3 protein-coding genes are annotated in these 2863 nt (G+C 65.3%); all 3 read right to left on the bottom strand.

Annotation, left to right across the window (positions count from 1 at the left end; all coding sequences use genetic code 11):
* Nucleotides 1-363: 363 nt before the first annotated feature.
* Complete coding sequence (purD, locus tag QMX78_RS21010) at nucleotides 364-1650, bottom strand: phosphoribosylamine--glycine ligase (RefSeq protein ID WP_282273326.1); 1287 nt, start codon at nucleotides 1648-1650, stop codon at nucleotides 364-366.
* Nucleotides 1651-1671: 21 nt separating this feature from the next.
* Nucleotides 1672-2082: a hypothetical protein gene (locus QMX78_RS21015; RefSeq protein WP_282273328.1), complete on the bottom strand. Its 411-nt coding sequence runs from the start codon at nucleotides 2080-2082 to the stop codon at nucleotides 1672-1674.
* The coding region (locus QMX78_RS21020; protein ID WP_282273330.1) for a hypothetical protein at nucleotides 2082-2863 on the bottom strand (782 nt) is incomplete at its 5' end. The genes QMX78_RS21020 and QMX78_RS21015, both read right to left, overlap by 1 nt.

Here is a 2863-nt window from a genome sequence, read left to right on the forward strand (position 1 = left end):
ATGCTCGGCTGAGGCATTATCGGTAGAGCCCCTGCCGAGCATGGCTCGGCACTACGCTCCCTCCCTTGCACGCAGTGCAGGGGAGGGTTGGGGAGGGGTAGCTTCTGCGGCGTTACCGGTAGAGCCCCTTGCCGAGCATGGCTCGGCACTACCGTTTCTGCTCCCTCCCTTGCACGCAGTGCAGGGGAGGGCTGGGGAGGGATAGCTTCTGCGGCGTTACCGGTAGAGCCCTTTGCCGAGCATGGCTCGGCACTACCGTTTCTGCTCCCTCCCTTGCACGCAGTGCAGGGGAGGGTTGGGGAGGGGTAGCTTCTGCGGCGTTACCGGTAGAGCCCCTGCCGAGCATGGCTCGGCATTACGTGCTTATTGCTGCTCGCGCGCGATCGCGCGCCAGCCGATATCGTTGCGGTGGAACTCGTTGGTCCAGTGGATCTTGGCTACACCTGCATACGCATGCTTCTGCGCATCACCAACGCTGTCACCTAGCGCTGCCACGCACAGCACACGGCCGCCGGCACTGACGACATTACCGTCAGCATCCAGTGCGGTACCGGCATGGAACACCTTGGCGCTGGCCGGTACATCACCCAAGCCGCTGATTACATCACCGGTGATCGGCGTTTCCGGATAGGGCTTGGCGGCCAGCACAACACCGAGTGACGGGCGCGGGTCCCACTGCGCCTCCACACCTGCCAGCGCGCCATCAATGGCCGCTTCGACCAGATCCACCAGGTCCGACTGCAGGCGCAGCATCACCGGCTGGGTTTCCGGGTCGCCGAAGCGCACGTTGAATTCGATTACCTTCGGCGCGCCGTCGGCATCGATCATCAAACCGGCATACAGGAAGCCGGTGAACGGCACGCCGTCGGCAATCATGCCGGCCACGGTCGGTTCCACCACGTCGCGCATCACCCGTGCATGCACTTCAGGGGTCACCACCGGCGCCGGCGAGTAAGCGCCCATGCCGCCGGTGTTCGGGCCGGTATCGCCGTCACCAACGCGCTTGTGGTCCTGGCTGGTGGCCATCGGCAGCGCGATGCGGCCATCGACCATCGAGATGAAGCTGGCCTCCTCGCCTTCGAGGAACTCCTCGATCACTACGCGTGCGCCGGCATCGCCGAAGGCATTGCCGCTGAGCATGTCGCGCACGGCGGCTTCGGCTTCTTCCATTGTCATCGCGACGATCACGCCCTTGCCGGCGGCCAGGCCATCGGCCTTGATCACGATGGGTGCGCCCTTTTCATGCAGGTAGGCCAGCGCGGCATCCACTTCGGTATGCACGGCGTAGTACGCGGTGGGAATACCGTGACGTGCAAGGAAATCCTTGGCGAAGGCCTTGCTGCCTTCCAGCTGTGCGGCAGCGGCGGTCGGGCCGAAGATGCGCAGGCCTGCCTCGCGGAAACGATCAACCACGCCCAGCACCAGCGGTACTTCCGGGCCGACCACGGTCAGGCCCACGGCCTCGTCCTGCGCCAGCTTCAGCAGGCCATCGATGTCGGTGACCTTGATCGCGACATTGCGGCACTTGCCTTCGGTGGCGCTGCCTGCATTGCCGGGCGCGACGATCACTTCGCTTACGCGCGGCGACTGCGCCAGTTTCCAGGCAAGTGCGTGTTCGCGGCCGCCAGAGCCGATGACGAGGATTTTCATGGGGTCAGTTCCTGTGGGGCATCAATGGGGAAGGCAATGGGAGGCTTTCAGCGTGACTTCGAAGAACGTCGCGCCACTGGCATCCACGAAGCGCCGGCGCACGCCACCGCCGGCGGCGTAGACCGGCTGCAGTGCCGGTTCCCTGCACAGCTCGGTGATGGCTTCATCCTCGTCACGGCGCAGTGCTTCGAACACGTCAGGCTTGGCCTTGGCCATTGCCACGCTGGCGCCGGGAAAGCTCACCACGAACACGATGTCGTTGCCATGGCGATGCGCCGAGGCGGTCACCAGTCCATCGCGGTAAGGCGCCGGCAATTGCTTGCCGAGCGTGGCGAGCGCGGTGTGCTGGGCATCGCTCAGCGTGCTGTTGCCGCAGCCGGCGAGCAGGACGGAACACAGGCCGGCGGTGGCTGCGAGAAGGGCATTACGCATCAGTTGCAAGCCTCCAGCTGCATGGTGGAAGGGATCAGGTAGCGCGATTGCGTGGTGTCGTAGGCGATGCTGTGGCTCTTGTTCACCGCACCGGCACAGCCCCGACCTTTCTCCTGCACGCGCAGCGGCCAGTAAGCGAGCTGCGGCTGGCTGTCGTCGGGTGCCGCATCGAAGTTCAGGTCCAGGCGGCCGTGCGAACAGTTGCCGGAGCCATTGCAGTCAATCGCGTTGCGATCATCCAGATGGCTGCGCAGCCAGCCTGCGCTGGACAGCTTCTTGTCGCCGTCGAACACGTACCAGGCGCGATTGCGCATTGCTGCGCCAACCACCACCAGTTCGTCGTCGACCTGGAAGCCCCAGGCGTTCGCACCCAGCTGCAAGGTGGTGACGCTGCCCGGCTTGCCGCCGGTGCCGCTGCCCTGGCCGAGCAGTTCTGCGGCGACGCTGACGCCGTCGTCGGCGGCGCGCTGCAGGACGATGAAATCGGTGCTGCCCAGTTCAATCAGGCTGGCGTCGTCGTAACTGGTGCAGATTGCCAGCATGCGGTAGTTGCCGTTCTGCACGCTGATGCTCTGGTCGGCGCAGATGTCGCGATGCACCGGACGCGCCTGCCCCAGGTCGGCGTCACTCAGTTGCTGCGCCCATTGCCCCTGCAACTGCACGGTACTGCCATAGCGCTCCTGCAGTACCGCCATCACCCCAGCCTCGTAGCTGGGTTTCGGCTTCGCCGCAGCAGCGTCGCTCTGTGCGGGCGCGCCCTGCTGGCACGAAGCCAGCAGGG

The sequence above is a fragment of the Stenotrophomonas sp. PS02298 genome, assembly GCF_029959445.1.
Taxonomy (GTDB): domain Bacteria; phylum Pseudomonadota; class Gammaproteobacteria; order Xanthomonadales; family Xanthomonadaceae; genus Stenotrophomonas.

Coding starts and splice junctions, on each gene's coding strand:
- purD (WP_282273326.1), bottom strand. CDS start 1,650: ATGAAAATCCTCGTCATCGGCTCTGGCGGCCGCGAACACGCACTTGCC.
- QMX78_RS21015 (WP_282273328.1), bottom strand. CDS start 2,082: ATGCGTAATGCCCTTCTCGCAGCCACCGCCGGCCTGTGTTCCGTCCTG.